Origin of the sequence: Tardiphaga sp. 42S5 (assembly GCF_034044155.1) — a bacterium.
GTDB lineage: Bacteria > Pseudomonadota > Alphaproteobacteria > Rhizobiales > Xanthobacteraceae > Tardiphaga > Tardiphaga robiniae.
The window spans coordinates 1131513-1158047 of record NZ_CP139027.1 but is presented as its reverse complement, the minus strand read 5'-3'; the positions used below and the strand labels follow the sequence as shown (position 1 = coordinate 1158047).

25 protein-coding genes are annotated in these 26535 nt (G+C 61.4%); 9 read left to right on the top strand and 16 right to left on the bottom strand.

Going from position 1 to position 26535, the window contains the following annotated elements; all coding sequences use genetic code 11:
- Nucleotides 1-9: 9 nt before the first annotated feature.
- On the bottom strand, nt 10-1263 hold the full coding sequence (locus SFY93_RS05455; RefSeq protein WP_320446321.1) for a D-amino acid dehydrogenase: 1254 nt from the start codon (nt 1261-1263) through the stop codon (nt 10-12).
- Nucleotides 1260-2423: an alanine racemase gene (gene alr / locus SFY93_RS05450; RefSeq protein WP_320446320.1), complete on the bottom strand. Its 1164-nt coding sequence runs from the start codon at nt 2421-2423 to the stop codon at nt 1260-1262. Before alr ends, SFY93_RS05455 begins: the two co-directional genes overlap by 4 nt.
- A 153-nt stretch (nt 2424-2576) precedes the next feature.
- Between alr and SFY93_RS05445 the strand changes: the two genes are divergently transcribed.
- Nucleotides 2577-3053 (top strand): Lrp/AsnC family transcriptional regulator, encoded by a 477-nt coding sequence (locus SFY93_RS05445; protein ID WP_320446319.1) that lies wholly within the window; start codon nt 2577-2579, stop codon nt 3051-3053.
- A gap of 3 nt (nt 3054-3056) precedes the next feature.
- Here SFY93_RS05445 and SFY93_RS05440 read toward each other — a convergent pair whose 3' ends face one another.
- Nucleotides 3057-4682, bottom strand: coding sequence for an ABC-F family ATP-binding cassette domain-containing protein (locus tag SFY93_RS05440; protein WP_320446318.1), 1626 nt, complete (start codon nt 4680-4682; stop codon nt 3057-3059).
- A gap of 139 nt (nt 4683-4821) precedes the next feature.
- Between SFY93_RS05440 and SFY93_RS05435 the strand changes: the two genes are divergently transcribed.
- Nucleotides 4822-5769 (top strand): acetamidase/formamidase family protein, encoded by a 948-nt coding sequence (locus SFY93_RS05435; RefSeq protein WP_320446317.1) that lies wholly within the window; start codon nt 4822-4824, stop codon nt 5767-5769.
- Here the strand turns inward: SFY93_RS05435 and SFY93_RS05430 are convergent.
- The 3 genes from SFY93_RS05430 to SFY93_RS05420 form a co-directional block, all read right to left on the bottom strand.
- Nucleotides 5766-6785: a carbon-nitrogen hydrolase family protein gene (locus tag SFY93_RS05430; RefSeq protein ID WP_320446316.1), complete on the bottom strand. Its 1020-nt coding sequence runs from the start codon at nt 6783-6785 to the stop codon at nt 5766-5768. The two genes, SFY93_RS05435 and SFY93_RS05430, sit on opposite strands and share 4 nt — an antisense overlap.
- 189 nt (nt 6786-6974) lie before the next feature.
- The gene (locus SFY93_RS05425) at nt 6975-7289 is read right to left on the bottom strand and encodes a hypothetical protein (protein ID WP_320446315.1); all 315 of its coding nucleotides are present in this window, start codon (nt 7287-7289) and stop codon (nt 6975-6977) included.
- 132 nt (nt 7290-7421) lie between these two features.
- The gene (locus SFY93_RS05420; protein ID WP_320446314.1) at nt 7422-7931 is read right to left on the bottom strand and encodes a helix-turn-helix domain-containing protein; all 510 of its coding nucleotides are present in this window, start codon (nt 7929-7931) and stop codon (nt 7422-7424) included.
- On the opposite strand from SFY93_RS05420, the gene SFY93_RS05415 reads away from it, so the two are divergent.
- From SFY93_RS05415 to SFY93_RS05400, 4 genes are all read left to right on the top strand, one after another.
- Nucleotides 7919-9751 (top strand): sensor histidine kinase, encoded by a 1833-nt coding sequence (locus SFY93_RS05415; protein ID WP_320446313.1) that lies wholly within the window; start codon nt 7919-7921, stop codon nt 9749-9751. The two genes, SFY93_RS05420 and SFY93_RS05415, sit on opposite strands and share 13 nt — an antisense overlap.
- Entirely contained in the window at nt 9744-10385 is a 642-nt protein-coding gene (locus SFY93_RS05410) for a response regulator transcription factor (RefSeq protein WP_231078458.1), read from the top strand. Before SFY93_RS05415 ends, SFY93_RS05410 begins: the two co-directional genes overlap by 8 nt.
- 99 nt (nt 10386-10484) lie before the next feature.
- A complete protein-coding gene (locus SFY93_RS05405; protein ID WP_320446312.1) occupies nt 10485-10850 on the top strand; it encodes a response regulator transcription factor in 366 nt (121 codons plus the stop codon).
- Between the two features lie 136 nt (nt 10851-10986).
- Complete coding sequence (locus SFY93_RS05400; protein WP_320446311.1) at nt 10987-12291, top strand: PQQ-dependent sugar dehydrogenase; 1305 nt, start codon at nt 10987-10989, stop codon at nt 12289-12291.
- 63 nt (nt 12292-12354) lie between these two features.
- Here SFY93_RS05400 and SFY93_RS05395 read toward each other — a convergent pair whose 3' ends face one another.
- Nucleotides 12355-13848, bottom strand: coding sequence for a CoA-acylating methylmalonate-semialdehyde dehydrogenase (locus SFY93_RS05395; RefSeq protein ID WP_320446310.1), 1494 nt, complete (start codon nt 13846-13848; stop codon nt 12355-12357).
- 98 nt (nt 13849-13946) lie between these two features.
- Between SFY93_RS05395 and SFY93_RS05390 the strand changes: the two genes are divergently transcribed.
- Complete coding sequence (locus tag SFY93_RS05390; RefSeq protein ID WP_309940952.1) at nt 13947-14834, top strand: LysR family transcriptional regulator; 888 nt, start codon at nt 13947-13949, stop codon at nt 14832-14834.
- A 12-nt stretch (nt 14835-14846) separates the two neighbouring features.
- On the opposite strand, the gene SFY93_RS05385 is transcribed toward SFY93_RS05390, so the two are convergent.
- Genes SFY93_RS05385 through SFY93_RS05345 form a run of 9 tightly spaced genes read right to left on the bottom strand, consistent with a single transcriptional unit; the run spans nt 14847 to nt 23681 of the window.
- Complete coding sequence (locus SFY93_RS05385) at nt 14847-15293, bottom strand: SRPBCC family protein (protein ID WP_320446309.1); 447 nt, start codon at nt 15291-15293, stop codon at nt 14847-14849.
- Between the two features lie 28 nt (nt 15294-15321).
- Nucleotides 15322-16026, bottom strand: a complete 705-nt coding sequence (locus tag SFY93_RS05380) for an ABC transporter ATP-binding protein (RefSeq protein WP_320447701.1) — start codon at nt 16024-16026, stop codon at nt 15322-15324.
- On the bottom strand, nt 16019-16774 hold the full coding sequence (locus tag SFY93_RS05375) for an ABC transporter ATP-binding protein (protein ID WP_175369530.1): 756 nt from the start codon (nt 16772-16774) through the stop codon (nt 16019-16021). The genes SFY93_RS05380 and SFY93_RS05375 overlap by 8 nt, the downstream gene beginning before the upstream one ends.
- A complete protein-coding gene (locus SFY93_RS05370) occupies nt 16771-17724 on the bottom strand; it encodes a branched-chain amino acid ABC transporter permease (RefSeq protein ID WP_320447700.1) in 954 nt (317 codons plus the stop codon). Before SFY93_RS05370 ends, SFY93_RS05375 begins: the two co-directional genes overlap by 4 nt.
- Nucleotides 17725-17774: 50 nt before the next feature.
- Complete coding sequence (locus SFY93_RS05365; protein ID WP_089266642.1) at nt 17775-18641, bottom strand: branched-chain amino acid ABC transporter permease; 867 nt, start codon at nt 18639-18641, stop codon at nt 17775-17777.
- An 18-nt stretch (nt 18642-18659) separates the two neighbouring features.
- Entirely contained in the window at nt 18660-19910 is a 1251-nt protein-coding gene (locus SFY93_RS05360) for an ABC transporter substrate-binding protein (protein ID WP_089266640.1), read from the bottom strand.
- A 29-nt stretch (nt 19911-19939) separates the two neighbouring features.
- Complete coding sequence (locus tag SFY93_RS05355) at nt 19940-22312, bottom strand: xanthine dehydrogenase family protein molybdopterin-binding subunit (RefSeq protein WP_320446308.1); 2373 nt, start codon at nt 22310-22312, stop codon at nt 19940-19942.
- Nucleotides 22309-22821: a (2Fe-2S)-binding protein gene (locus SFY93_RS05350; protein ID WP_320446307.1), complete on the bottom strand. Its 513-nt coding sequence runs from the start codon at nt 22819-22821 to the stop codon at nt 22309-22311. Before SFY93_RS05350 ends, SFY93_RS05355 begins: the two co-directional genes overlap by 4 nt.
- A complete protein-coding gene (locus SFY93_RS05345; RefSeq protein WP_320446306.1) occupies nt 22818-23681 on the bottom strand; it encodes an FAD binding domain-containing protein in 864 nt (287 codons plus the stop codon). Before SFY93_RS05345 ends, SFY93_RS05350 begins: the two co-directional genes overlap by 4 nt.
- A gap of 150 nt (nt 23682-23831) precedes the next feature.
- Here SFY93_RS05345 and SFY93_RS05340 point away from each other — a divergent pair, with 150 nt between their 5' ends.
- Nucleotides 23832-24503, top strand: coding sequence for a TetR/AcrR family transcriptional regulator (locus tag SFY93_RS05340; protein WP_320446305.1), 672 nt, complete (start codon nt 23832-23834; stop codon nt 24501-24503).
- A 578-nt stretch (nt 24504-25081) separates the two neighbouring features.
- Nucleotides 25082-26524, top strand: a complete 1443-nt coding sequence (locus SFY93_RS05335) for a calcium-binding protein (protein WP_320446304.1) — start codon at nt 25082-25084, stop codon at nt 26522-26524.
- Nucleotides 26525-26535 lie beyond the last annotated feature (11 nt).

The window sequence follows — 26535 nt, the reverse complement described above, 5'->3', positions numbered from 1 at the left end:
ACGACAACCTCAGCGATAGCGACTGATCGCCAGATCCTTCACATCAAGCTCCGGGGCCTTGCCGGAGATCTGGTCAGACAACACCCGGGCGGTGCCGCAAGCCATGGTCCAGCCGAGCGTGCCATGGCCCGTATTGAGATGCAGATTGCCTAGATGCGTCGGGCCGACGATAGGCGGGCCATCCGGCGTCATCGGTCGCAAGCCGCTCCAGAAGGTCGAGCGCGACAGATCGCCAGCGGTCGGAAACAAATCGGTCACCGACTTGTCGAGCGGCATACGGCGCGGGGCGGTCGGCACCGGGTGATAATTGCCGACTTCAGCGGTGCCGCCGACGCGGATGCGGTCACCAAGGCGCGTGATGGCCACTTTGTAGCTTTCGTCCATGATGGTCGATTGCGGCGCAACGCTCTCATCGGTGATCGGCACCGTGAGCGAATAGCCCTTCACCGGATAGACCGGCGCATCGATGCCCAGCGGGCGCAGCAGCAGCGGTGAGAAGCTGCCAAGCGCCATCACGTAACTATCTGCGGCGAAGACACCCTTGTCGGTCGTGATCTGCGCCACGCGGCCACCCGTCACATCCACCGACTTGATGGTCGTCTCGTAGATGAACTTGACGCCGAGTCCGGCCGCGATCTTTTCCAGCCGCTGGGTGAACAGATGGCAGTCGCCGGTTTCGTCCTCGGGCAGACGCAGGCCACCGACGAACAGATCCTGCACGCCGGCGAGGCCCGGTTCGTATTTCACGCAGCCGGCGCGATCGAGCACTTCATAGGGCACGCCATATTGCTTGAGCACGTCGATATCGCCGCCCGTGGCATCGAGCTGCGACTGCTTGCGGAACAGTTGCAGCGTGCCCTGGCTGCGATCGTCATAGGTGATGCCGGTCTCCGCGCGCAGTGCACGCAGGCAATCGCGGCTGTATTCCGCAATGCCGACCATGCGCGACTTGTTCAGCGCATAGCGCGCGCTCGTGCAGTTGCGCAGCATCTGCAGCATCCAGCGCCACTGGTGCGGATCGGCCTGTGGCCGCACCACCAGCGGACCGTATTTGTCCATGATCCAACCGAGCGCCTTCTTCGGCACACCAGGGCCGGCCCAGGGAGATGCGTAGCCGGGCGAGACTTCGCCGGCATTGCCGAACGAGGTTTCCAGTGCGGCGCCGGGCTGACGGTCGATCACCGTCACCTCGTGGCCTGCCTTGGCCAGATAATAGGACGTGGTAACGCCGATCACGCCCGCGCCAAGAACCAGAACCTTCATCGCACCGTGCCTCCAGACCGGGCGGTCCACCGCACATCGATCTCATCCGAGTAAATTCTCTCATAGCGCTGACCCAGCGAGGTCAGCATTTCGTAGCCAATCGTGCCCGCGGTTGCGGCCAGCGCATCGAGCGACTGATGCCCACCGATGATCTCCACTTGCGAGCCCCGTGCCAACATGCCGGGCGGCAGATCGCCGAGATCGACGGTCAGCGAGTCCATCGAGACGCGCCCGGCAACCGCCAGCCGCTGCCCGCGGAAATAGACCGCGCCGCCATTGCCGAAGGCGCGCTGCAAACCGTCGGCGTAGCCAACGGCCAGTGTCGCCAGCCGTGTCGGCTGCGTCGCGCGGAAATTCCAGCCATAGCCGACATGCGCATCGGCCTCGATCTCACGGGTCTGGATCACCTGCGCGGTGAGCCGCACCACCGGCAGCATCGGATTGCATTGCGCGGGATTGGGATTGAGACCGTAGAGCGCCGCGCCAGGGCGAACGAGATCGTGATGATAGTTGCGCCCAAGGAAAATGCCCGATGAATTGGCGAGAGATTTCCGCGCGGCGGGGAAGCGCTTCGCAAGCGTCTGAAACGCCGCAAGCTGATGCGCATTGGCCGGATGCTCCGGCGTATCGGCGCAAGCGAGATGACTCATCATCACCTGGATATCGAGAACGGAGGTGTCGTTGCCGGCGAGGTCGGCGATTTCGCGTGGCGACATCCCCAACCGCGACATCCCGCTATCGACCTGAACGACCGCTGGCAGAATCCGGCCGCGTTGCCGCGCCTGATCGGACCAGGCCTCAAGCTGTTCGCGCGAATTGAGCACCGGAACAATGCCGGCTTCCGCGCAGTCACGCTCGCCGCCTGAGGGCAGACCATTCAAGACATAGACCACAACGTCGTCGGGCAGATGCGTCTGCAGGTCCAACCCCTCGTCGAGATGCGCGACGAAGAAGGTGCGGCAGCCGGCCCGATAGAGTGCCGGCGCGACACGATCGGCACCAAGTCCATAGGCATCGGCCTTGACCACGCCGGCACAGGTGACGCCGGGGCCGACCCGCTCGGCCAATAGCCGGTAGTTGCGTGAGATGGCTTCGAGATCGATGGTCAGCACCGCACTCGCGTGCCGCGTGCCCGTTCCGCCTGTCCAAGGTGCCAGCATCACATCCCCCGCCACGAATGATCGCAACGGCAGTATCTCACCTTCCGCATGGCGCTTTACGGCGATTCCGGCCGCTGTTACGGTCATAAACGGTGATTATCGGCGTAAATTTACGTCCTTGTAGAGAAATTCTGCAAAACTTTGGCGAGAACCATGGCAAGCGACCTCGATTCGACCGACCGGAAGATCCTTCGCGAGGTGGTCCGGGATGCCCGGATCAGCCAGATGGCACTGGCGGAGAAAGTCGGCCTGTCACCCACCGCCTGTACCCGGCGTCTCACGGCCCTGGAAAAGAAGGGTGTCATCAAGGGCTATGCCGCCGAAATCGACGCGTCCGAGCTCGGTTACATGATGACGGTGCACGTCCACATCACGCTCGACAAGCAGAGCGAGGATGCGTTGTCAGCCTTCGAGCGCGAGATCGCCAAATGCCCGGATGTCGTGTCGTGCTACCTGATGTCGGGCAATGACGACTATCTCGTCCATGTACAGGCGCGCGACATGGAAGACTATGAGCGCATCCACAAGCAGCACCTCTCGCGGATGCCCGGCGTGGCGCGGCTGCATTCAAGCTTCGCGATGCGCAGCGTGGTCAAACGCGGCGTGTCAGTGTCGGCGCTCGCCGGATAGCTCCTAATTCGGATGCAGCCCCGGCGCTTCCTGGCCGGTGCGTTCGACATATTCAGTATAGCCGCCGCCATATTGCTGGATGCCGTCCGGGGTCAGCTCAAGCACGCGGTTCGACAACGCCGCGAGGAAGTGGCGGTCATGGGACACGAACAGCATGGTGCCTTCGTAATCGGCGAGCGCCTTGATCAGCATTTCCTTGGTGGCCATGTCCAGATGGTTGGTCGGCTCGTCGAGCACCAGGAAATTCGGCGGATCGAACAGCATCTTGGCCATCACGAGACGCGCCTTCTCGCCGCCCGAGAGCACGCGGCAGCGCTTCTCGACATCGTCACCGGAGAAGCCGAAGCAGCCGGCGAGTGCGCGCAGCGTGCCCTGGCCCGCCTGCGGGAATGAGTCTTCGAGATTCTGGAAGATCGTGCGCTCGCCATCGAGCAGATCCATCGCATGCTGCGCGAAGTAACCGAGCTTGACGCTGCCGCCGATGGTGACGTTGCCGTTGTCAGGCTCGGCCGCGCCGGTGACGAGCTTCAACAGCGTCGACTTGCCGGCGCCGTTGATGCCCATGACGGCCCAGCGTTCCTTGCGACGCACCGAGAAATCCAGCCCTTCATAGATGGTACGGCTGCCATAGGCCTTGTGGATGTTCTTCAGGCTGACGACGTCTTCGCCCGAGCGCGGCGCCGGCAGGAAGTCGAATGATACGACCTCGCGGCGCTTCGGCGGCTCGACGCGCTCGATCTTGTCGAGCTTCTTGACGCGGCTCTGCACCTGCGCGGCATGCGAGGCGCGCGCCTTGAAGCGCTCGATGAACTTGATTTCCTTGGCCAGCATCGCCTGCTGGCGCTCGAACTGCGCCTGCTGCTGCTTCTCGTTCATCGCGCGCTGTGCTTCGTAGAATTCGTAATCGCCGGAATAGGACGTCAGCGAGCCCGCATCGATCTCCATGATCTTGGTGACGATGCGGTTCATGAATTCGCGGTCATGCGAGGTCATGAGCAGCGCGCCCTCGTAGCCCTTGAGGAAGCCTTCGAGCCAGATCAGGCTTTCAAGGTCCAGATGGTTCGACGGTTCGTCGAGCAACATCACATCGGGGCGCATCAGCAGAATGCGCGCCAGCGCCACGCGCATCTTCCAGCCGCCGGACAGTTTGCCGACATCGCCGTCCATCATTTCCTGCGTAAAGGACAGACCGGCGAGCACTTCGCGAGCCCGGCCTTCCAGCGCATAACCATCGAGTTCCTCGAAGCGGGCCTGCGCCTCGCCGTAACGCTCGATGATCGTGTCCATATTGTCGGCCTGGTCCGGATCGGCCATGGCCGTCTCCAGTTCCTTGAGCTCGGTGGCGACCACGCTCACCGGGCCGGCACCCTCCATCACCTCGGCGACCGCGCTATAGCCGGACATTTCGCCGACATCCTGGCTGAAATAGCCGATGGTGACGCCGCGCTCGACCACCACCTGGCCCTCGTCGGGCAATTCACGGCCGGTGATCATGCGGAACAGGGTCGTCTTGCCGGAACCGTTGGGGCCGACCAGACCGATCTTCTCACCCTTCAGCAGAGCGCCGGCGGCTTCGATGAAGACGATCTGATGACCGTTCTGCTTGCTGATGTTGTCGAGGCGGATCATGGGGGACTACGGGCTCACGGGACAGGGATTGAGGCCTGCCAATAAGGCATCCGGCCCCTGTACGGAAGGATATTTTGCGCTGCAAAAGGCAATCTGGCCGGTATGGTGTGCGGGCAAGACGAGGAATCAGGGGCCATCGATGACGCAGACCATTCAGCCGACACCCGCCACCGTGCATTGGGGCTATTTCGACGCCGCGCTGAAGCCAATCGCGACCATCGATCCCGGCGAGACGGTCACGATCACGAGCGTAAGTGGCACACGCGAGAACCTCCCGACAGAAGCGGGCATGACCATCCGCCCCGAACTTGTCGCCATCCTGGATGCGGTCACGCCAGAACTCGGGCCGCATATCCTCACCGGGCCTGTCGCCGTGCGCGGCGCCCAACCGGGTGACGCATTGCGTGTCGAGATCCTTGATGTCCAGCTCGCGGATGACTGGGGCTATACGCTCTTCAAGCCCGGCATGGGCACGCTGCCCGACGACTTCGACTATTTCCGCCGCGTCCATATCGGACTTGATCGGGCCAATGGCGTGGTGAAGACGCCATGGGGCATCACGCTAAAGGCGCAGCCGTTCTTCGGCGTGATGGGCACCGCGCCGAAACCCGCGGTTGGCCGGGTCAGCACGACCATGCCCTCGCATTTTGGTGGCAATATCGACAACAAGGAGCTCGGCGCAGGCTGCGTCCTCTATCTTCCTGTCTGGGCCGAAGGCGCCTTGTTCTCATGCGGCGACGGGCACGCCGTGCAGGGCGATGGCGAAGTCTGTGTGACCGCCGTCGAAACCGGCCTCACCGGTACGTTCAAGATCGATCTCGTCAAGAATACGCAGTTGGAGGCACCTTATGCCGAGACGAAGGATCACCTCATCTCGATGGCCTTCGATCCCGATCTCGACGAAGCCGCGCGTATCGCGCTCCGCCGGATGGTTAGCATGATTGTCGCACGCACAACGCTGACGCCCGACGATGCCTATATGCTCTGCAGTCTTGCGGCCGATGTCCGCGTCACCCAGCTGGTCAATCTCGACAAGGGCATCCATGTGATGATGCCGCATGCGGTTCTGAACCAGTCGAAGCGCTAAACCGCGCGTTCGGCCGGCTCAAACGTGACCTCTTCGTCGTCGATCTTGTCGACGAAGGTCGCCGGCACGAGACGCTTGCGATTGATGGTGAGATCGAACACGTCGAAACGATTGTAATAGCCGACCACGTCGTGGAACTGCTTCGGCTCGATGCAGCGGCGCAGGTCGAATTCGGCATAGGCGATGCCCTCCTCGTCCTGCAGCATGTCGCCGAGCACTTCGCCGGTGGGATCGACGAAGAAGCTGGCCGCGCGCTGCGTGCGATCGATCACATCGACCACATCGGGATCCCGCGCGATCAGGAAGTCGCGCATTGCCTTGTCCATATAACCGGCGGTGACGATGCCGAAGGCCTTGGCCTCGAAGGAATGCGCGCTGGCACGAATGCGGTTGGCGGCGACATTGTTGAAATTACCGCCGCTGCTCGGCTTACGCGTCGGCCACATCGGCGGCCAGCTCGAAATGTGGATCTGCTCGGCCTGCGCCATCAGCGTATAGCGTGCCAGCGGATTAGTATTCTCGCCACAGATGAGATTGCCGACACGGCCCACGGGCGTATCGGCGACACGGAGGCCCGCGCCATCGCCGGCAGCCCAGACCAGCTTCTCATAGAAGGTCGGCACCAGCTTGCGGTGATGATTGAGAATGCTGCCGTCGGGCCCGATCATAATATTACTGTTCCAGATCAGGCCGACGCTGACCGGCGAGCTCTCGCTGATGCCCATCGAGACGGTCACGCCAAGCGCCCGCGCCTCGTTGCGCAAGGCGGCCATTTCCGGACCTGCAATCGAGACCGACTGTTCGGCCATCGCCACGAACAGATCGTGATTCTCGATTGGCGCCCATAGTGCCGCCCAGACCGGAAACGCCGGGATATAAGTTTCAGGAAATGCGATCAGCTGCGCACCCGCGGCCGCAGCCTCGCGAATGATCGAAATCGCCTTTGCCGTGGTAGCCGCGCGATCGAGAAATACCGGCGCAGCATGAACCGCAGCGACTTTAACCTGTGACGACATCGTCATTCTTCCTCTTGCATCGATGCAGCGATGTCTCAGGCTCGTCGGAAGGCCCCGAAACGTCGCTGAACCATATTCGAGGAGGAACCTATCCATTCAGAGCCGCGGGACCACCGGGCATTTCTGCAACCCGGGGTGCACGGACCACCATGCTTCGAGGATCGACCGGGCCTGGCTGGGCGCCTCGCTTCACCACGTCTGGTTTCGGGAGTTGTCGCCGATGCCGTAGCCATAGCTTGTCGGCGCACTCGCATAGGAATCCATCGGCCGCGCCGGCGGAGCAATGGAAGGGGCAGTCACGCGGGCGGGAGCATTGACACGTCGCTGCTGTACACGGCGGGCTGCGCTGATGTCGGTGGAGAGCCGCGGATCTCCGATCCAGCGATAGGCCTTGTCGGATGCCGCCGAGCTCTCCGCCATGGAGGTCAACATCACGAAAGCTACGGATGCGGGCACCAAGAGCCACCGCCGGGCCGATTTCATCATCGTGTTGCGTGCAGACATTTGAGCGATCCTTTCATAGTGGTTGGGGTAGCGAGATATCTTCGGGTGGAGCGTCGATGCGAACTATTCGTCAAAGGCGGGAACGATCGTGCAAGCGTCCGTGACCCGCTTCTGGATACTCCCGGAGGAGCATCACTGCTGTGTTGCGAGTGCGGACATCATCATGTTGTCGCGGCGCCAGGCGTTGGGGCTGGCCCCTGTCGCGCGGCGAAACTGGCGGCACATATGGGCCTGATCGGAGAAGCCACAATCGATGGCGATCTCGCAGAGCGACTTGCTGCTGGATGTCATTAGCTCCATCGCACGCGTCAGACGGCGGGAGACGATATAGGCATGGGGAGACTGGCCGAACGTAGTCTTGAACGCATTCGAGAAGTAACCGCAACTCAGGCGAGCGAGACTCGCGAGATCCGATACTTGGATCGCCTCATCCAGATTTGAATCAATGTGGCGCTTGATCCGCTCCGCCTGCCAGCGTGCGAGGCCGCCCCTCGCGGGGCTGACGGGCGACGGTTGGGAGGGCGCCTCGAGCAGCGATGCAGCCTGCCTGATGCAGCGAAGAGCCGCACCGACATCCGATCCAATCGCCTGCCGTGCATCTAGCAGGAGCTGAGCGACCGTCGTAGAACTTGCGTCAGACAATATACCGGCAAACGATTCAGAATTCTGGGACTGTGAATCGAGCAGCATATCGGTCTCCTTTGGGTGGTGAATGCCATCGACATCGCGATGACTTCGACGATCCAAGGATGAGAGATTCCGGCCGCGCTAACCATTCTACGAGGATAGAGATTCAAGAAACGAAGGTAATCCCGCCCTATACCAAGGTTTATCCCGGGCGAGATGCCACCGACTTCGGACGACTTCACCATTCCCTGCAGGACGCATGCCCTGCTTCCTATTTTGCGGCCCAAATGACCAATTCTGATCGGGTGCACCGACCCTCACAGCTGCCCATGGCCATTGCGACAGCTATCCTTGCCGCTGGTATTTTCGCGTTCGACGCCTTCAGCACATTCGAGATCGCTGTCGCGGCGCTTTATATCGTCGTGCTACTGATGGCGCTCCGTTTCACCAATGTCATGGGCATCATCCTGATCGCCCTCGGTTGCATCGGCCTGACAATCCTCGGCTATCTGATCGGCCACGCGAACGACCCCAATGAGGGAGCAATGCTGCGCGGCGCCGTCAGCGCGCTCGCCATTGCCATCGCCGCCGTGCTCTGCGTCCAGATCAGGATGTCGGACGCAAGGCTTCGGCGGAGCGAAGAGCGCTATCGCAACATCTTTCAGGGCACGAGTGTTGCCATCTGGGAGCAGGACTTCACGGAAGCGGCCAATGCCTGCGCGCCGATCCTCCAACAAGGCCTGCCCCGACTTCGCGACTATCTCATCGCCAATGAGGGCTTCCTCAAGCATTGCCTGTTTCTGGTGCGGACCCTCGACGCGAATGACGCCGCAAAGCAATTGATCGGCGATCTGGGCCGGAAGAACGTTCAGCAGTCCTGGGATGCGGCACTTGAGCCGGAGACTTTGGTCGCCTTTCGCGAAATCCTGCTCGCATTTCTTGCGGGAGAAAGCTCATTCACGATTGAAGCGGCCATCCGTGCCGTCAACGGCGAGTTGCGCACTACCATCGTCACGGCAACTTTCCCCACCGATCGGTCTCGCTCCGTCCTGATCAATTCGCTCGATGTCACCGCCAAGATCGCAGCCGAGCAAGCACTCCAGCAGAGCATCGCAGAACTCACCCGCGTGTCGCGCATCGCGACCTTGGGTGCCCTGACGGCATCGATCGGCCACGAGGTCAATCAGCCACTTGCCGCCGTGGTGACCAATGCAGAGGCGGCCTTGCGCTGGCTGTCGCGGGAGCGGCCCGATCTCGGCGAGACCACGGCCTGTCTCAAGGAAGTCGTGCAGGAGGGCCGGAGGGCCGGCTACATCATTCACCGGCTGAGGTCGCTCGCCGTGAAGGGCGAGTTGGCGCGCGGCCCGGTCGACGTCAACGCCATCGTCACGCAGGTACTGGCGATGGTTCAGCGCGATCTGGCACAGCACCAGATTTCAGCAGTCCTCGACCTGACACCCGATCTGCCCACCATCGCCGGCGACGAGGTGCAGCTTCAGCAGGTGCTGATGAATCTCGTCAACAACGCCGTCCACGCCATGAAGGCGAGTGCGACGAAAGAGCTGAAGGTGTGGTCGGCATTCGACGCTACGCGGGGAATTCTGGTCTCGGTGCGCGATTCAGGATCAGGTATCCCGGACGACCATATGCAACGCCTGTTCGCGCCGTTCTTCACAACAAAGGCCGAGGGGATGGGCATCGGCCTGTCGATCTCCCGCTCCATCATCGAGTCGCATCACGGGCGCATCTGGGCGGAACGAAACGAGAGTGGTGGAACCACCTTTCATTTCGTGATACCGACGGCCACCGCAGAAGGATCCGGCAACCTTGCCTAACGACGCAGAAGCACCTTTGGTCGTCGTCGTGGACGACGAAGCCGCCATCCGCACTGCGGTTGGCAGTCTGCTGCGCTCGGTCGGATATGAAGTCAGCTTCGCCTCCTCGGCGGTCGAGCTTCTCGAGAGCGACATTCTCACCAGGGCCAGCTGCCTTGTCCTCGATATCCGACTTCCGATCGTCAGCGGCCTCGATTTTCAGAAGCGCCTGGCCGATCTCGGCGGCAATACGCCCATCGTCTTCATGACCGGCCATGCCGATGTGCCGATGACGGTGCGCGCCATGAAGGCCGGAGCCGTCGATTTTCTCGCCAAGCCGTTTCGCGATCAGGAAATGCTCGATGCCGTCGCGGGCGCCGTGGAGCGCGACCGCAAGGCCCGGCAGGAGCGCGATGGACTGGCCGATATCAAGGCGCGCTTCGGCACATTGAGCGCACGCGAGCGCGAGGTCATGGAGCTGGCCACCGCAGGATTGCTGAACAAGCAGATCGCCGCAAAGCTGAATCTCAGCGAAATTACGGTTAAGATCCACCGCGGCAAGATGATGAAGAAGATGGATGCAAAGTCCTTCGCCTCCCTGGTGCGCATGGCCGAGGCCATCGGCATGAAACCAGCCCCGGGTACCTCCCGATAAACCTCAGTATGATTTCGCTGCACGGCGTTATTTGACAGTATTCTAGGCGAAACGGCTCAACACTGGGGTCGCTGTCAAAGCCGCCGTGTGGAGATTGCGTTGAACTCTGAACATGCCATTGCCATCATCGACGATTCCTCGTCGGTTCGCCGCGCGCTTGAAAGCCTGCTGCGATCGCTGGGCTTTGTCGTCCTCAGCTTCGAATCCGCCGAAGCGTTTCTGACATCGCGGTCGGTGCTCACTACGTCATGCGTGGTGACCGACGTGGAAATGCCCGGCCTCACCGGCATCGATCTCTATGAGCGCATGCGTTCGGACAAGAACCAGACGCCGATCATCTTCATCACGGCCAATTCCGAGCAAAAGGTGCGTCAGCGGCTGGGCAACACGCCCTGCGTCCTCAACAAGCCGTTTGAAGTTGACGAACTTGCGGACTGCATCAACAAAGCCATCGCGGCGCCATAGCCGCCGGCACCGCCCCGATCGTCATGGCGCCGATCCCCCATGAATGACGGGCTCGCATGCCCGGCACGCCGTCACGCGGCGGTTTTAACGCGCGCGCGTGTCGGATAGTGTGCACGCACTTACATGGGGGAATGACATGAGTTTGTCTGGAGTTTTTGCGCGCGTCGTGGCGGTCATCGGCGGCGCGGCGCTGCAGTGGCGCCGCCTGCAGGGCAATACACACGCGCCCGCCTGGGGCAGCGCGCCGGTGGTGCCAGAGGCGAAGCCGCAAGGCGCCATCCCCACATTGAAGATGCCGACCGCCCAGGGTTGGGCCGCGGGACAGAAGCCCGTGGTCGCGCCCGGACTCAAGGTCAATGCCTTTGCCACCGGCCTGAAGCACCCGCGCTGGATCAATGTGCTGCCCAATGGGGACGTCCTCATTGCCGAAGCGACGCAGGTCGCGGGCCCGGTGCGTAATATGTTCGGCTATGCGATGCAGGCAACGATGCGGCGGGCCGCCGCGCTCGGCGTCAGCGCGAACCGCATCACGCTGCTGCGCGACCGGGATGGCGATGGCGTCGCCGAGACCAGCCAGACCTTCATGGAGGGACTGAACCAGCCGTTTGGCATGGCGCTGCTGAACGACACGTTCTATGTCGGCAATGTCGATGGCGTGGTGGCCTTCCCTTATGTGGCGGGCGCAGACAGCATCACCGCGCCGGGCAAGAAACTCACCAATTTCAAGTCTGGCGGCCACTGGACGCGAAGCATCCTGCCGAGCCCGGATGGCAGCAAGCTCTATATCGGCGTCGGCTCGCTGAGCAATATCGCCGAGAGCGGCATGGAGGTCGAAGAAGGCCGCGCGGCTGTCTATGAATTCGATATCGCCAGTGGCAAGAGCCGCATCTTCGGTGCCGGCTTGCGCAACCCCGTCGGCCTCGCTTGGGAGCCGACGACAGGCGCGCTATGGACCGTGGTCAATGAGCGCGACGGTCTCGGCGACGAGACGCCGCCGGACTATCTGACCTCGGTGCGCGACGGCGGCTTCTATGGCTGGCCGTATTGCTACTGGGGCAAGACGGTGGATGACCGCGTGCCTCAGGATCCGGCGCTGGTGGCCACCGCGATCACCCCCGATTACGCGCTTGGCGGCCACACCGCATCGCTGGGACTATGCTGGCTGCCGGCCGGCACGCTGCCGGGATTTCCGGATGGCATGGTCATCGGCCAGCACGGGTCGTGGAATCGCAGCACGCTCAGCGGCTACAAGGTCGTCTTCATCCCGTTCGTGAACGGCAAACCGTCCGGCCCGCCGCGGGATATCCTGTCGGGCTTCCTCGCACCCGACGAGAAAGTGTCGTACGGACGACCCGTCGGCGTCACGCTCACCCCGGACGGCGCATTGCTGGTGGCCGACGATGTGGGCGACGTCATCTGGCGTGTGACGGTCGCGGCCTAAAGGCCGCGGAATAATCCGGCGGGCTTGTGAGGCGCGCGTTAATCGCGCGCCTCACGCTCTGACCTACTTCATGGTTGGCATCACGAATTCCGGGCCCTGCGCAATGCTCGTCGGCCAACGACTGGTGACGGTCTTGAGGCGGGTATAGAAGCGTACGCCTTCCGACCCGTGCATCGAATGGTCACCGAACAGCGAAGCCTTCCAGCCACCGAAGGAGTGGAATGCCACAGGCACGGGGATCGGCACGTTGATACCAACCATGCCGACGCGGATGCGATGTGCGAATTCACGCGCGACGTCGCCGTTCTGCGTGAAGATCGCCGTGCCGTTGCCGTATTCGTTGTCGTTGATCATGCGCGCCGCCGTCGCATAGTCGGGTGTCCGCACCACCGCGAGCACCGGCCCGAAGATCTCTTCCTTGTAGATCTTCATGTCGGGGGTCACCTGATCGAACAGCGAGCCACCAATAAAATAGCCGCCTTCGTTGGACCGGAAGTCTCGACCATCGACGACCAGCTTGGCGCCCTGCTCGACACCGGAATCCACATAGCCACGCACCTTGTCGAGATGCTGCTGGGTCACCAGTGGGCCCATTTCGGATTCGGCGTTGAAGCCCGAACCGACCTTCAGCGCACGGATCTTGGGCTCCAGCTTGGAGATCAAGGCATCCGCTGTCTTCTCGCCGACGGGCACCGCGACCGAAATCGCCATGCAGCGTTCGCCGGCCGAGCCATAGGCGGCGCCCATCAGCGCATCGACCGCCTGATCGATGTCCGCGTCCGGCATTACAACCATGTGGTTCTTGGCGCCGCCTAGAGCCTGGCAACGCTTGCCGGTGCTGGTCGCGGTCGAATAGATGTAGCGGGCAATCGGCGTCGATCCGACGAAACTGATCGCAGCGACATCGGGATGGTGCAGCAGTGCATCGACAGCTTCCTTGTCGCCATGCACGACGTTGAACACACCGGCGGGCAGACCGGCTTCGGCCAACCATTCGGCAATCAGAAGAGAAGCCGACGGATCACGCTCGGAGGGCTTGAGCACGAAGGTGTTGCCGCAAGCCAGCGCCACCGGGAACATCCACATCGGCACCATGACCGGGAAGTTGAACGGCGTGATGCCCGCGACCACACCAAGCGCCTGACGTACGCCGTAGCTGTCGACACGCGTGCCAACATTCTCGCTGACTTCGCCCTTCAGCAACTGCGGCGCACCGACGGCGAATTCGACGACTTCGAGGCCACGCTGGATTTCGCCCTTGGCGTCCGACAGGGTCTTGCCGTGCTCCGAGGTGATCACCGCCGCGAGATCGTCGATGCGGTCTTCACAGATGCGCAGGAATTTATTGAGAATACGGGCACGACGCAGCGATGGCGTATCGGCCCAGCTTTCGGCGGCCGCGCTTGCGGCAGCAACCGCGGCGCCCACTTCGGACGTGCTGGCAAGACCCACCTGAGCCGTCTGCTCGCCGGTGGCCGGGTTGAAAACCGGCGAAGTCCGGCCGCTACGACCTGCCACCTGCTGTCCGCCGATATAGTGCTTGATTTCCGAAGCCATCGAACTCTCCTTTGATGCTCCGGCGGTCTTGCGCCGCTTCCCCGGCCCGGACAACGCGAAGTATTGCGGCTTCGATGTGCAGCAAATAGAGTCCGGCGATGGATTGGGACAAAGTTCGGATTTTCCTGGAAGTCGCCCGTACCGGCCAGATTCTGGGTGCCGCCAAGCGGCTGAAACTCAACCATGCGACGGTCGCGCGCCAGCTCACTGCGCTGGAAAAAGACCTCAAGACAAAGCTCCTGAACCGGCAGACGACGGGCTCGTCGCTGACGCCATCAGGGGTTGCCCTTCTGGCCGCCGCAGAGCGCGCCGAATCCGAACTGCTCAAGGTGGGATCGCAGCTGACATCGGCCGCCGACAAGGTGGCAGGCACGGTGCGGATTGGCGCACCGGACGGGCTCGGCAATTATTTTCTGGCAGATAAGCTGGGAGGCTTTGCCGCAGCCAATCCGGATCTCATCGTCCAGCTCGTGGCGCTGCCGCGCACCTTTTCGCTTGCCAAGCGCGAGGCCGATATAGTCGTGACGTTGGAGCGCCCCGACGAAGGGAAACTGATCTGCACCAAGCTCACCGACTACACGCTGAGCGTCTATGCGTCGGAGGACTATCTGGCCCGGTCGACGCCGATCCGCGAGCCCGGCGATCTCGCCGATCACCTGCTGATCACCTACATCTACGATATCATCTACAGCCGCGCGCTGGACTACGCATCGACCTTCAGCGAACTGATCACCCGCCGCTTCGAATGCGGCAGCGTGGTCGGCCAGCTTGAAGCAGTTCGTGCGGGCCACGGAGTCGGCATCCTGCACGATTATGCAGCGCAGCTTTATCCCGAGTTGAAGCGCATTCTGCCAGCCAGTCGCTTTACGCGAAGCTATTGGCTCGTGTCACATCCCGATACGCATGACACCAGCCGAGTCCGAGAAGTCCGCCGCTACATCGTGGCAAAGGTGCGCGAGGCGCGCAGCCAGTTCGTCGTGCAATAGCGGGCGTTACACTCAGCTTGCGGAAACGACTGCGCCGAATTTGGTGAAGAACTCGCCGGCCAGCTTCTTGGCGGTGGAGTCGATCAGACGCCCACCGAGCTGCGCCAGCTTGCCGCCGATCTGGGAGTCGACCTCATAGTGCAGGATCGTTTCGTCGTCACTCGTGGCCTCGAGCCTGATCGCCGCGCCGCCTTTAGCGAAGCCCGCAACGCCGCCGGAGCCCTCACCGGTGATCCTGTATCCGTTCGGCGGATCAAGATCGCTCAGCGTGACCTTGCCGCCGAATTTCGCCTTCACGGGTCCAACCTTGATCACCACCGTCGCCGTCATTTCGGTCGGCGAGGTCATGTCCAGTACCTCACAGCCCGGAATGCACTGCTTCAGCACAACGGGATCGTTGAGCGCCGCCCAGACCTTGTCGCGCGAGGCCGGGACCGTCTGGCTGTCTCTCATCTGCATGGGAATGACCTGCTTTCAAGCCTGCGCGTTACACCGCACAATAGCGTTCCTGGATTTCCTTGTCGGCGAGCAATGCCGCCGAGCTGCTCTCATAAACGACTTCGCCCTGATCCATGATGATCGCGCGGTCGGCGAGACGCAGCGCCCATTCCACGTTCTGTTCGACCAGCAGCAACGTGACGCCTTGGTCGCGCAGCTTGCGGAACAGCACGCCCATCTCCTCCACCAGCACCGGCATGATGCCTTCCGACGGCTCGTCCAGCAGGACCATCTTGGGTTTGGCGATGGTGGCGCGGGCGATGGCGAGCATTTGCTGCTCGCCGCCGGACATGGTGACGCCTTCCTGATCGAGGCGCTCCTTGAGGCGCGGGAAGCTCTCTGCGATTTCCTCGATGGCTTCGCGCTCGTCGATCTTCCCGCGGCTGGCAACGAGACCAAGCTGGAGATTTTCGCGCACCGTGAGTCCCGGAATGATCCGGCGCTCTTCGGGCACATAGGCAAGGCCGAGCCTGAAACGATCATGGGCGGGCATCGACGTCAGGTCGTTACCGTCGAATGTCATGCCGCCCGTGGTTTTCGACATCAACCCCATGACCGAACGGATCGTGGTGGTCTTGCCGGCGCCGTTACGGCCGACCAGCGCGACGACTTCGCCCTGCGCCACCGAGATCGAGACCCCATGCAGCGTATGGCTGGCGCCGTACCAGGCGTTCAGGTCTTTGGTTTCAAGCATAGCCATCGTTCTGTCCCAGATAGACGCGACGAACCTCGGGGTCCGTCTGAATGTCGTGCGGCGTGCCATCAGCGATCAGCCGGCCATGGTGCAGCACCAGAATCCGGTCGCTGAGGCCGAGGATCATCTTCATCTTGTGTTCAACCAGGAGGATGGTCCGCTCCGCCGCCAGCTTCTCGAGCAGTGCCACCATTTCCTTGGTCTCTTCCGGACCCATGCCCGCGGTCGGCTCGTCCAGCAACAGCACTTCCGGATTGGAGATCAGCGCGATGGCAATCTCCAACGCACGCTGCTGGCCATGGGCTAGAAACTTCGCGGTCTCGTCGCGCTTGGTGACCAGACCGACAGCCTCCAGCGCCGCATCGGCTTTGGCATCCAGCTCCGTGAACTTGTTCCGGTTGGTCCAGATATTGTAGCGCGAGCGACTGGCCTGCGCAGCGACACGAACGTTCTCGTGGACGCTCAGATCGGGAAAGATGTTGGTGATCTGATAGGAGCGCGCGATGCCGCGATGCACGAATTCGTGCTGCTTCGTGCCTTTGAGATCGTCGCCCTTGAAGCGGATCGAGCCGCTGGACGGTGTCAGTACGCCGGACAGCACGTTGAAGAACGTGCTCTTGCCGGCACCGTTGGGGCCGATGATGGAGGTGACGCGGCCCGGCCGGAACTCCGTCGTCACGCCTTGCAGCGCGACGAAGCCGCCGAACCTCACTCCGATATCGTTGACGGCGAGAAGCGGCGCGTTCATCGCATGACCTTTGTGAGAAATGTGCCCCAGATGCCCTTGGGCAGAAACAGCACGAACAGCACGAAGATGGATCCGACGATGATCTGCCAGTGCGACGTCCACAGCGAGAACACGTCTTCCATCACCAGGAACACCAATGCACCGATGAACGGGCCGAAGAAGCTGCTGGCGCCGCCCAGCAAAGTCATCATCACGATCATGCCGGAGGACAGATAGTGCAACGAATCCAGTGGCACGAAGGACAGATGCAGTGCCGACATGGTGCCACCGAGGGCGCAAATCGTGCCTGACAGTGTGAACGACAACAGCTTGGTGCGCTCGACATTGTAGCCGCAGGTCCGTGCACGACGCTCGTTTTCGCGGATCGCCTCAATGGCGGCGCCGAAAGGTGAATTGAGAATACGCGAGACCAGCCACAGCGCCGCGGCGGCGAACGCCATCAGCACATAGTATTTGTTGACCGGATCGAGGAAGTTAATGTCGAAGCCGAACAGATTAATTTTGTTGACAGTGAAGCCGCGCAGTCCGTTCTCGCCACCTGTCCAGGACGGCGTCTGGAGCGCCACATAATAGACCAGCTGCGCGAGAGCGAGCGTGACCATCGAGAAATAGATGCCGCGCGTTCGCGTCGATAGCGCGCCCATGACGAAGGCCAGCAGCGCACCGCCAATAACGCCCATCAGCACTGCGAGATACCAGGGCACACCGAACTGGCCGATGGCGATGCCGGTGACGTAAGCCCCGGTACCGACAAAGGCCGCATGGCCGAACGACAGCAAACCAGTATAGCCGAATAGCAGATTATAGCCGACGGCGACCGTGCCGTAGATCAGGACGTTCACCGCCAGCGCCTTGGACGGCAGCAGCCAGGGCAACAGGCAGAGCGCGAGGATCGAGAGCGGGACGCGATATTTGATCACGAGCGATTTGAAGCGTGCGGGCTTACGCATGCTTGCAGAAGGGGAAACGGCGAGCGCCGGGGATGTCATGGTCCGCTCCGTTACGCGAGTTTGCCGAACAGACCTTGCGGCCGGATCAGAAGAACAATGGCCATCAGCGCGAACATCACGATGGTCGCCATTTCCGGTGCGAACAGCGCGGTCATGCTGATCACGACGCCGACCAGAAGACCCGCGATGATCGAACCGACCAGCGAGCCGAGGCCGCCGATGACAGTCACGACGAAGGCTTCGGCCAGCACCAAGGCGCCCATTTCCGGATTAACTGACCGCATCGGCCCGGACAGCACGCCGCCGAGCGAGGCGAGGCCAACACCGAGCCCGAACACCAGCAACCAGACCTTGCTGATATCGACGCCGAGCACCTTCATCATGGTCGGATCGCGCGCACCGGCGCGCACGATCAGGCCGAATTTGGTCTTCTCCAGCCCCATCCACAGCAGCACCACGACCAGGAAGACGACGCCGACAACGAAGATGCGATAGATCGGAAAGAAACCGACGCCGAGATCGACCACGCCGGTCAGTGACGACGGCGTGGGAAACGGAATGCCGTCACTGCCAAATACAATGCGAACACCTTCGACCAGCACGTAACTGAGACCGAAGGTCAGCAGCAGCGGATCGTCGATCGAACGGCCGTAAAGCGGGCGTATCAGGACATATTCGATCGCCATCCCGAACACGCCGATCATGATGGGGGCAACGAGCAGCCCCCACCAGAAACTGCCGGTCAATGAGGCGACCCAAAGCCCGGCATAGGCGCCGACCATGAACAGCGCGCCATGCGCGAAGTTCACCACACCCAGCATGCCGAAAATGATCGACAGGCCGAGCGCGGTGATCACGAGGATCGCACCGAGGGCAACTCCGGAGAAGAGTTGCATCAGAATGAGTTCTGTATCCATAGACGGCGAATGCTTTCGTTAGGCCGGGAAGCCGAGTTCAGTGCAGCTGCGCAGTACGTTTTCCGAAGCCGGCTCATTGGCCACGATACTGAACAGATCGCTGTCGCCCTTCATATCGGCCTTCTTCTTGGACTCGAGCACGAGAACCGACTGGACCGACTGGTGATCGCACTTGCGATAATATTGCGGGCCCTTGGCGACATCGTATTTCAGGCCTTCCAGCGCCGCGATCACCTTGTCGGTGTCGGTACCGCCAGCCACCTGCATCGCCTGCAGCAGCGACGAGACGCCGGTATAGCCATAGGCGCCGTAGTCGGTCGGGATCGCGCCGCCATTGGCCGCGCGATAGGCGTCGTTGAACGCCTTTGCGCTCGGCAACTGGCTCTCAAGGCCCCAATAGTAGTTAGAGCCGCCAACGACCCCTTCGAACACTTCCGGGCTCACCGCCAGCCGCTGATTATGCAGCAGCACAGGCACGACGATCTTGGCCTGCTGCTTGAGGCCGAAATCCACCGCCTGCTTGATGGAATTGGCCTGATCGCGGCCGAAATTGCTGATGCACAGGATGTCAGGACGCATCGAGCGCAGACGCGGCATGAAGGTCGAGTAATCGGCCGCACCGAACGGATGCATAATCTCGCCGACGGTCTCAGCGCCGATTACGGCTTGTGCACGCTTGAAGCCGCGCAGCATTTCATGGCCATAGGCATAGTCGGCCACAAGATGCGCGACCTTGGTGCCCTTCTTGAACGCATGGCGCGCCACGGCACCTGCGGTCATGGTCGGGTTGAGCGCTTCATGGAAGGTGTATTTGCTGAAATCCTTCACTTCATTGATGGTGTCGGACTGGCTGATGGAGACATAGAGCACGCCGCGGGCACGCGTCACTTCATTGACCGCGAGCTGCACCGCGCTGGACAGCGATCCGACGATCGCATGCACTTTATCCTTTTCGATAAGCTCAAGCGTGCGGGTCGCCGCCTCGCCGCCATTGAGCTTGTCATCGCGCACCAGCAGCTCGATCTTGCGACCGTTGACGCCGCCCTTGTCGTTGAACTGCTTGACGGCGAGCTCTGCGCTCTTAACCTGATCCTTGGCTTCCGCCGCGAACGGGCCGGTCAGCGGTGTCGGAAAGCCGATGCGGATCGTGTCATCGGCCGCGCGTGCGATCCACGGCATGGCGACGACGCTCGCGCCGGTGCCGAGCGCAGCCAGCACATGGCGGCGCGAGATATGATTGCGTTTGGTGTCTCGAATGTCCTTCGTCATGATGTCCTCCGTTTGATTTCTTTTATGGGTCAGATGTGTCCAAGCGCCTTGAGTACTCGCGCAGGTGTCATCGGCACCTGTGCGACCGTGCCTCCGAATGGCTTCATCGCATCATTTATCGCATTAAGCGCTGCTGCTGATGCCGCAGCCGTTCCGGCTTCGCCGACGCCCTTGGCGCCGAGCTGGGTATCCAGCGTCGGCGTCTCGACATGTCCGATTTCGATGTCCGGCATCTCCACCGCCATCGGCACCAGATAGTCAGCGAGCGAGCCATTGGTGAGCTGACCGTTGTCTCCGTAGACGCATTCCTCGAAGAACGCCGCGCCGAGCCCCTGCACGACGCCGCCGCGGATCTGCTCATCGACCAGCAACGGATTAATGACACGGCCGCAATCCTCGACCACCCATAGTTTGAGGATCTTGACCAGACCTGTCTCGACATCGAGTTCGAGATGGCAGGCCTGAACGCCATTGGTGAATGCGAAGGGATAGCCCTGCGGCGCATAGTGGTGCGCGACGGACAGCTGCGCCTGGGTGCCGGGCGGCAGTGTATCGGAACGGAAGTAAGCGATGCGCGCGATCTCGGCGAGTTCGATGCGCTGCTGCGCCGTCGCGGCATCGACGATCCAGCCACTGTGGATGTCGAGCTTCTCCGGCTCGTCCTGCAGGATGGCCGCAGCCACGGCCAGCACATTGGCCTTCAGCTTCTTGGCCGCCTGCAACGCCGTTTCGCCGCCGATGCCAGCGCCACGGCAAGCATAGGTCGCACCGCCATGCGGGGTGGTGTCCGTGTCGCCTGTCGCCACCTTAATGCGATTGCTATCGACGCCGAGATGTTCGGCGACGATCTGCCCGATGATGGTCTCGGTGCCCTGCCCGAGTTCGGTCACCGAGATCGAGCAATGAACATCCCCTGACGGCGTGATCTTGATGATGGCGCCATCCTGCGACGAGATGCGCGCACCGCCGACGCCGTAAAAGGCCGGGCCGGGATTGGTGATCTCCACAAAGGTAGCAATGCCGATGCCGCGATGAATGCCTTTGGTGCGCAGCTCCGCCTGCTCGGCGCGCAGCCGGTCGTAGTCCATCATCGCCTTCAGCTTGGCGAGACAGGCGTGATGCGACAGCGCTTCGAACTGGTAGCCGGTCGGAGATGTACAGGGATAGGCGTCATCGGGGATCAAGTTGCGGCTGCGAATGTCGAACACATTCTGCGCGGTCTTGTCGGCGATCATGTCCACCAGACGCTCGGTGACGGTGCAGGCCACCGGATGCCCAACGGCGCGGTACTGGCTCATCTGCACCTTGTTCTGGAACACCACTTGGAGATCAGCGCGGTAGTTCCTGAACGTGTAAGGCGCGCCCATCAGGCGATAGACCTGATTGCCTTCGACCACGCTGGTGCGCGGATAGGCCGAGAACGCCCCGATGCCGGTGACGTCCTCCACGTCCATCGCCAGGATGTTACCCTCTGCATCGGCCGCCATGCGCGCGCGGACGCGGTGATCGCGCGCATGGATGTCCGACACAAAGGATTCAATACGGTCAGCGACATATTTGACGGGGCGGCCAAGCATCATGCTGAGCCCGACCACCGCCATGTCCTCATGATACATGTGCAGCTTCATGCCGAACGAACCGCCGATATCCGGCGCGATCACGCGGACGCGGGATTCAGGGAGGCCGTAGTGGCGGGCATAGATGTCCTGGAACTGATACGGCGTCTGCGTCGCATGATGCACCGTCAATTGCCCCTCGCTGGCATCGTAATCAGCGATGATCGCGCGCGGCTCCATGGTGACCGCCGTGTGGCGGCCGAAGTGAAACTCCTCCTCCACCACATGCGCGGCGCCGGCGAAGACATCCTCGACACTACCGGTATCGATCTTGCCATGGAAACAGAGATTGCTGCCGAGTTCCGGTGAAATCACCGGCGCATCCGGTGCGCGCGCAGCGTCGATATCGACAACGGCGGGCAGTTCATCGAACTCGATATACACCGCCTCCGCTGCATCTTCAGCCAGTGCGCGCGTATCGGCCACGACCGCGACAACCGCCTGGCCGGACCATACGACCTTGTCGATCGGCAACGGCAGCTGCGGCGGTGACTTCATACCTTTGAAGTGATCCATGGTGCCGATCCATGGCGCGCACAGTTTTGCGAGATCCTCGCCGGTAGCCACCAGTCGCACGCCGGGCATCTCGCGCGCCGTCGTCGCATCAATCGAGACGATGCGGGCGTGCGCATAAGGACTGCGTACATAGGCGACATGCAGCATGCGCGGCAGCGTGATGTCGGTGACATAGCGTCCACGGCCGGCCAGCAATCGCTTGGCATTCGGGCGCGGCACCGAGCGGCCGATATAGGAATTCGGACGATCCAGTGGGGTTAGCACGCTCATGCGCCGACCTCCTCGGACGCCTGAGCAATCACACCAGCATCGCGGTCGCGCGCGACCTTCTCGATGGCGTCGACGATGGCTTCATAGCCGGTGCAGCGGCAGTAATTTCCAGATAGCGCGTCGCGAATTTCCTCACGCGTTGGTACGCCCGGCTGTGACAGCAGGCTATGCGCGGTCATCAGCATGCCCGGCGTACAGAAGCCGCATTGCAGGGCGTTGCGCTGATGAAATGCCTCCTGGATATCCGCAATCACGGCGCGATCACTGAGACCTTCTACGGTCTCGATGGCCGCCCCGCTCGCCTGCACCGCGAAGGTCAGACAAGAATGTACGACGCGGCCATCCAGAATAACCAGACAGGCGCCGCAAACGCCCATCTCGCAGCCGGTATGGGTGCCGGTCAGTTCCAGCGTCTGGCGCAGGAAATCCGCTAGCGTGATGCGCGGCGCGATGCTGTGCGACACCTCAGTGCCGTTCACCGTCATGGTGACATTGACGAGATCGCTCATGCGCCCTGCCTCGCGATCTCGCCCAGCAGTCGGCCGAGAAGAACGCGCGCAAGATGGCGCTTCATGGCAGGCGGCGCGTGCTCATCTTCAGGCGGATCGAGATCGTCGCCGACAACGGCCTGCGCAGCAGCGATTACAGCCTGATCCAGCTTCTTGCCGATCAGAGCTTCTTCCGCCTGCCGGGCGCGCAGCGGCGTGCTGCCGACAGAGAAGAACGCGATACGCACCTGTTTGACGACGTCATCGACGAATTCGGCGAGAATGCCGCAGCCCACCAGCGCAAAATCGCCACGCCGACGCGCAAGCTCGTGAAAGGCCCACCGATGGCCGGGCCTGACCACCGGCACATGAACCGCGACAAGAAGCTCGCCCGGTTCGATCGCTGTCTGAAACAGATCGAGGAAGAAATCGTCGGCTGGCACGCGGCGTACGCCGTCGCGGCTAGCAATTTCGAGCTCGGCGCCCAGCGCCAACGTCATCGCCGGGAATTCCGACGCAGGATCGGCATGAGAGATACTGCCGCCGAGGGTGCCTTTGTTTCGTATAGCCGGATGCGCCACATGCGGCGCGGCTTCGCTGTAGAGCGGCGCGTGCTGGCGGATCAATGGATCGGTCAGCACTTCGTGATGGCGGGTGAGCGCGCCGATGTGCAGCCAGTCGCCCTGCAGGTCGACACCACGAAGCGTCGAGATATGCGCGATGTCGATCAGCAATTGCGGCGCCTGCAAACGCAAGGCAAGCGCCGGCACGAGGCTCTGGCCACCTGCGATGTAACTCGCATCGTCGCCGGCTTCCTCGAACGCTTTCAAAGCCTCCACCACCGTGGAAGCCCTCACATAGTTGAACGCCCTCGCCTTCAACGTCTTCTCCCTAAACGTCTCGCGGACGTCCAGTTGTGACCATTTGGTCGGAAATCTAGAACACGTCGATTTCCCCGGGTCAACTTAAAATGACCATTTGGTCTCTTTTTCGAATTGAGCTATTCAGAACTCCCGCAACGCGAAGCAAAAATGGCAAAAAAGCCCATCAAATCAGTCGAAAAGCCACCGCGTCGCAACATGCGCGCGGCGGAGCGCGAGCGCTTCATCGTCGATGAAGCCGTGAAATTTTTCGCCGAACACGGCTTCGGCGGACAGACGCGCGAACTGGCGAAACGCATGGGCATCACCCATTCGGCTATCTATCGGCACTTCCCGAGCAAGGAAGCGCTGATCGAACGCGTCTATGAAGAGATCTATCTCAGCCGCTGGTCACCCTCGTGGGCCGGCCTGATCCAGGATCGCACGCTATCGCTGCAAGCACGGCTGTCGCGCTTCTATCTCGAATATGTCGAGCAGGTCTTCGAATACAACTGGGTGAGAATCTTCGTGTTCTCCGGGATGAAGTCGTTCGACATCACCAAGCGGTATCTTCAGATCGTCCGCGAACAAATCATCGAGCCCGCTTGCCGCGAGCTTCGTCACGAGTTGAAGCTGCCTTCAAGCGACCAGGTGCCGTTGTCGGAGCGCGAAGTCGAAATGTTCTGGGGTTTGCACGGCCGCATCTTCTATATGGCCATCCGGCGTTTCGTCTACGACACGCCCACACCGGAGCGACTGGACGACATCGTCAACGACGCAGTGAGGGTGTTTCTCGATGGCTCAAAACAGCTGATGCCTGAGCTTGTACAATCGGCATCATGACGCTTGTTGCACAGTGACGCCGGCAGATTGATCAAGTTGCTCGAGCACATGAAGTGCATTGACGGAGCCAGGTTCTGCCGCGGCATTAATGCGGCCGGTACTGACGCACGCTTTTCCGACGAAGGAGTGAGATCGCACCACGCCGGCATAGCGGGCTTTCCGAAGCGCGACGCTCGAAATGGGCATTGCCGAGGTCGGAGAGAAGCTTGCTGTCATTGTCGCGGGTGCAACTGCAGCAGAGGAAGCCGAAACGCGCGTCATCGAGTATCATTTCTCTCAGCGATACTTATGCGCGCTTGTGTAGTTCCTTCACCGCATCGGGACGATTGAAAGTACCGCTGCGAACAGGTTGAATCGTTATGCACAGTGCTACCACTTCTCTGATACCAGCCTCCAAGTTTTAGCACAATAAACTCACCGTTTTGCCCAACGCCGCGCCAAACTCCCGCCTCAAACGTAAACAAACGTTAATCCATGGGCGCTTCGATCGAAGCTAATGCAGAACTGTAGTTACGTACCTGCACTTTCTTTTACGAAGATTCTTGGGGGCTTCGTCAACACAATACAGGGGAACGGTATTGGCAACATTACACTACGCATCCGGAGATAATATCGACGCACAAGGTAACTTCACTCCAGCTCAGGCAGGCTTCAATCTTGCCGACGTTTCGTCGGTAGACCAATTGAATGCTTTGCCGGCAGGTGTGAAGGGCCTCGTCTGGCTCGATCAGGGTGATGGCGTCACCCAGAGTTTCATCGACGCTGTGAAACCTTACATCGGTAATCCCAACGTCTACGGTTTCTTCCTCAAGGACGAGCCAGATCCCACGGGGCAGTGGAATACCCTCGTGACCGCTGCAAACCTGAAGGCTGAGTCCGATTGGATTCACGCCAACGTTCCGGGCGCGAAGACGTTCATCACCATGATGAACATGGGATCTTCAGATAATCCCAGCTTCGCGAATACGTACACTCCGGAAAACACCCACATCGACCTCTTCGGAATCGATCCGTATCCGGTGCGGTCGGAAAGCGCGACAATCGACTACAGCATGATTGACAAGGCTGTAGCTGCGGCTGAAGCCGCCGGGATTCCACATGCCAGCATCGTTCCGGTCTTTCAGACGTTCGGCGGCGGCAACTGGGTCACCGATTCGGGAGGTCACTATGTGATGCCGACCGCTGCACAGGAGCAGCAAATGCTCGACCATTGGGCGGCGGCAGTCCCGAATCCGGCTTTCGACTACGCTTATGCCTGGGGTTCGCAGAACGGAGACCAGGCGCTCGAGAGCTCGCCAGCGCTCCAGAGCGTTTTCCTGCAACACAATACGAGCGGGAACACCACGACGCCGGTCGAGCCCCCAAGTGACAGCACGACAACGCCGGTCGAGCCCCCAAGCGACGGCACGACAACGCCGGTCGATACCTCAAGCGGCAGCCCGACGACGCCGGTCGATACTTCCAATGACGGCTCGACGTCGCCGAGCAATCCGTCGACTCCTCCTGTCGTCTCCCAACCAGCGACGACGGATCCGATAACATCTCCGGATACGGATGTCGGCAATTCCGGACACGACCATCATCACAGACTGGATTTCTCACATCTCAAAGATGGGAACACATCTTCCTGGGGCGGAGGACATCATCACCGTGGATCTGCTTCGCAGACTGCAAGCGAGGCAGTGAGTACTGCAACGGATACGGCTTCGACTCCGCCCGTCGCCTCCCAACCAGCGACGACGGATCCGACAACGTCTCCGGATACGGATGTCAGCAATTCCAGACACGACCACCATCACAGGCTAGATTTCTCACATCTCACAGATGGGAGCACATCTTCCTGGGGCGGACATCATCACCATGGATCTGCAGTGGCTGCTGCGATCGCGGCTGTGAACACTGCAACGGATACGACTTCGAACAACGTCTCCGATGCAACTCTGGCACCGTATCTCGATCAGATCAGTCTCCACGGTTCGCATCATTCGAACCACGCGGATCACCATTCGTGGCACTGGTAAGCCTCGGGGGC

What these genes read in the sequence shown, in the direction of transcription:
- SFY93_RS05430 (WP_320446316.1), bottom strand. Translation starts at nt 6,785, where the DNA reads ATGTCGTCACAGGTTAAAGTCGCTGCGGTTCATGCTGCGCCGGTATTT.
- alr (WP_320446320.1), bottom strand. Translation starts at nt 2,423, where the DNA reads ATGCTGGCACCTTGGACAGGCGGAACGGGCACGCGGCACGCGAGTGCG.
- SFY93_RS05435 (WP_320446317.1), top strand. Translation starts at nt 4,822, where the DNA reads ATGACGCAGACCATTCAGCCGACACCCGCCACCGTGCATTGGGGCTAT.
- SFY93_RS05445 (WP_320446319.1), top strand. Translation starts at nt 2,577, where the DNA reads ATGGCAAGCGACCTCGATTCGACCGACCGGAAGATCCTTCGCGAGGTG.
- SFY93_RS05425 (WP_320446315.1), bottom strand. Translation starts at nt 7,289, where the DNA reads ATGTCTGCACGCAACACGATGATGAAATCGGCCCGGCGGTGGCTCTTG.
- SFY93_RS05340 (WP_320446305.1), top strand. Translation starts at nt 23,832, where the DNA reads ATGGCAAAAAAGCCCATCAAATCAGTCGAAAAGCCACCGCGTCGCAAC.
- SFY93_RS05395 (WP_320446310.1), bottom strand. Translation starts at nt 13,848, where the DNA reads ATGGCTTCGGAAATCAAGCACTATATCGGCGGACAGCAGGTGGCAGGT.
- SFY93_RS05455 (WP_320446321.1), bottom strand. Translation starts at nt 1,263, where the DNA reads ATGAAGGTTCTGGTTCTTGGCGCGGGCGTGATCGGCGTTACCACGTCC.
- SFY93_RS05375 (WP_175369530.1), bottom strand. Translation starts at nt 16,774, where the DNA reads ATGAACGCGCCGCTTCTCGCCGTCAACGATATCGGAGTGAGGTTCGGC.
- SFY93_RS05360 (WP_089266640.1), bottom strand. Translation starts at nt 19,910, where the DNA reads ATGACGAAGGACATTCGAGACACCAAACGCAATCATATCTCGCGCCGC.
- SFY93_RS05385 (WP_320446309.1), bottom strand. Translation starts at nt 15,293, where the DNA reads ATGCAGATGAGAGACAGCCAGACGGTCCCGGCCTCGCGCGACAAGGTC.
- SFY93_RS05380 (WP_320447701.1), bottom strand. Translation starts at nt 16,026, where the DNA reads ATGCTTGAAACCAAAGACCTGAACGCCTGGTACGGCGCCAGCCATACG.
- SFY93_RS05390 (WP_309940952.1), top strand. Translation starts at nt 13,947, where the DNA reads ATGGATTGGGACAAAGTTCGGATTTTCCTGGAAGTCGCCCGTACCGGC.
- SFY93_RS05355 (WP_320446308.1), bottom strand. Translation starts at nt 22,312, where the DNA reads ATGAGCGTGCTAACCCCACTGGATCGTCCGAATTCCTATATCGGCCGC.
- SFY93_RS05440 (WP_320446318.1), bottom strand. Translation starts at nt 4,682, where the DNA reads ATGATCCGCCTCGACAACATCAGCAAGCAGAACGGTCATCAGATCGTC.
- SFY93_RS05370 (WP_320447700.1), bottom strand. Translation starts at nt 17,724, where the DNA reads ATGCGTAAGCCCGCACGCTTCAAATCGCTCGTGATCAAATATCGCGTC.
- SFY93_RS05400 (WP_320446311.1), top strand. Translation starts at nt 10,987, where the DNA reads ATGAGTTTGTCTGGAGTTTTTGCGCGCGTCGTGGCGGTCATCGGCGGC.
- SFY93_RS05350 (WP_320446307.1), bottom strand. Translation starts at nt 22,821, where the DNA reads ATGAGCGATCTCGTCAATGTCACCATGACGGTGAACGGCACTGAGGTG.
- SFY93_RS05365 (WP_089266642.1), bottom strand. Translation starts at nt 18,641, where the DNA reads ATGGATACAGAACTCATTCTGATGCAACTCTTCTCCGGAGTTGCCCTC.